The organism is Xenorhabdus entomophaga, assembly GCF_037996725.1.
Lineage (GTDB): Bacteria > Pseudomonadota > Gammaproteobacteria > Enterobacterales > Enterobacteriaceae > Xenorhabdus > Xenorhabdus khoisanae.
Genome location: NZ_JBBMXH010000222.1, coordinates 1 through 2,073, shown reverse-complemented (window position 1 = coordinate 2,073; position 2,073 = coordinate 1). Strand labels below are relative to the sequence as shown.

The window sequence follows — 2,073 nt, the reverse complement described above, 5'->3', positions numbered from 1 at the left end:
CCGTTTTAGGTGGACTGATTGCTTACTGCCTTAAATTGAAAAAACCATCACTGAAAGTTTTCTACTTAGAAGAAGATGTTCCAATGATGGCTTAAGCAGAATTCGGGTTAACTATAACGAAAAATATAAATCAATGGTATTGACTTTTTAGCAATTTATTAGGTGTGTTTCTATTAATATATTCTGAAAATAGATAAAAAATCAGCACAATGTATTATTTGATAATAAATATTATATCTTAATAATTTACAACTTCGTATTTGGAGGAAATTTAATTTCGGGTATGTACCATCTACTCTGTTATGGTACATACTTCATTTCAGCTAGATTTAGATTAACGTTATCACTTGATATTTAAGGTTTTTTGTAATTTTTAAGAGGTGCTTCAATGAATTTAGTTGAGAGAGTGGCCCCCTGCATGAATAGAACTTGATTGTTAATTAATTGATTTTAAATAATAATATTTGTTGTGTTTTCAAATATATACAAATTTCTATACAACTCACATTATACTAAGGCACTCACCAGCTTCATTGTATAGCTGGTATGTTTGTAGCCCGTGATCTGGTATCTCCACACTCAATAAAACGAGGTCAGTACGTTTTACGTTCCGACCTTGTGAGGGTGACGACGAATTTCGTCGGAACCAGTTAAAGAGGAAGTTAACTGATAGTTCAGCCTATCTATGTGAATAGGCTACCCAATAGTTTTGGGCTGGCTGAACTCTTCTTGTAATTTAGAGTGGGTAAAGAGGGATATTTCCTCTGGTGCTACTCTGTTCGTAAAGCATTGATAGCCGATACAGGCATTTCGATAACCGCTTTTATACTCTTATCAATTTTCTCAATAATCCCTGTTCTAGGACCATTTATCCACGCATCGCTTTTATAAAATTTGGCCTGTATAGCCGCCAGTTCGTCCATATCTTCAAACGCCCGGATAAGGTAATAACAATCTGGATCATGCTGGGAGATGCCAAAACTAATAACATCAATCCCCTGTGAGCGATGCAATGGAACGCTGATATTTACCATGATTTCATGAAACTGACTGCCGGTTCCTTTTTTTAATTCGTACTGGAGTATTTCGATGATCTTGTTGTCCATGTATTCACCTTACGCATTGTTATTCTTAATAATGTGGGCATAGCGGATAATACCGGAAATATGGCCGCCGTATAGCTATTAAGCGATTGAAGAAACTGATAGCCCTGCCAGTAAGAAGCCTTTCCCGTCACCGTGATCACCTGACCTTTCCGCAATAGCATCACTGACAGCGCCATCTCATCAAAGCCAACGACACGCAGCGGGTAATCACTACGCTTATCGCTCTGTACCTACATGGTAGCGACTGCCATTACTTTACCTGTCTGGCACTTGATACGCTTGGGTGCGACGGTAACCTTCCCTGTGACCGTAGCGACTATCGAGGGGGCGTTCTTCTTCTGTCTTCGTGCCATTTTCCACAGCCTATAGATGATCTGGTTTTTCAACCATGATAAAAATCAGATAGTTAATCTACTGCGAACGTAATACGTATTCAGTCATGAGTTACATTAGGAAATTCCTATTAGTTTATTTTTTAACCTAAGTCCGAATTCGGGCTTTGCTCTGCTATCAGGCTGACAGTTAGTCCCTGAATTACATACGGGATAATCCCGCATGTACATAAGCAAAAAGGTATTGGGGAAATCTCTATACCCAAGGTGGGATATCACACCTTTAAATCAGCGCACTTCTGTTTCAAACGGAGGCAGTGAAAATTAACCCGAACCCTTGCGCTCAAAATAGAGAGCCAAAAACAATAAGTTAAGTCGTTTTGTCCAGCTCGTTATGTCCACGCAATGCACTGAAATAATGTATATTTATTGCTTTTGTCCAGCTCATAAATCAACTGTGGCGATTTCCACCATAGTTAATGGTCAAGATTTTGACCATCATAAAAATCAACACGTTACTCTAGTTGATGGAGTAATTGCCGTTATTGATAACCGCGGCTATATCTCAGAACTCTTACTTGACCGCCGTCACACAGAAATTCTTATCACTACCGACGAAATTCGTCGTCAGTCAC

2 protein-coding genes and 1 pseudogene are annotated in these 2,073 nt (G+C 38.8%); 1 reads left to right on the top strand and 2 read right to left on the bottom strand.

Going from position 1 to position 2,073, the window contains the following annotated elements:
- A pseudogene (locus tag AAC854_RS22280) lies at positions 1 to 95 on the top strand (IS982 family transposase); the annotation flags it as partial.
- A 675-nt stretch (positions 96 to 770) separates the two neighbouring features.
- Here the strand turns inward: AAC854_RS22280 and AAC854_RS22275 are convergent.
- Together AAC854_RS22275 and AAC854_RS22270 are read right to left on the bottom strand one after the other, a co-directional pair.
- Positions 771 to 1,106 (bottom strand): NIPSNAP family protein, encoded by a 336-nt coding sequence (locus AAC854_RS22275; protein ID WP_340619005.1) that lies wholly within the window; start codon positions 1,104 to 1,106, stop codon positions 771 to 773.
- A gap of 230 nt (positions 1,107 to 1,336) precedes the next feature.
- Positions 1,337 to 1,459, bottom strand: coding sequence for a hypothetical protein (locus AAC854_RS22270; RefSeq protein ID WP_340619004.1), 123 nt, complete (start codon positions 1,457 to 1,459; stop codon positions 1,337 to 1,339).
- Between the last annotated feature and the right edge of the window lie 614 nt (positions 1,460 to 2,073).

Excerpts from the sequence above, each read along its gene's own strand:
- AAC854_RS22275 (WP_340619005.1), bottom strand. The coding sequence starts at position 1,106 with ATGGACAACAAGATCATCGAAATACTCCAGTACGAATTAAAAAAAGGA.
- AAC854_RS22270 (WP_340619004.1), bottom strand. The coding sequence starts at position 1,459 with ATGGCACGAAGACAGAAGAAGAACGCCCCCTCGATAGTCGCTACGGTC.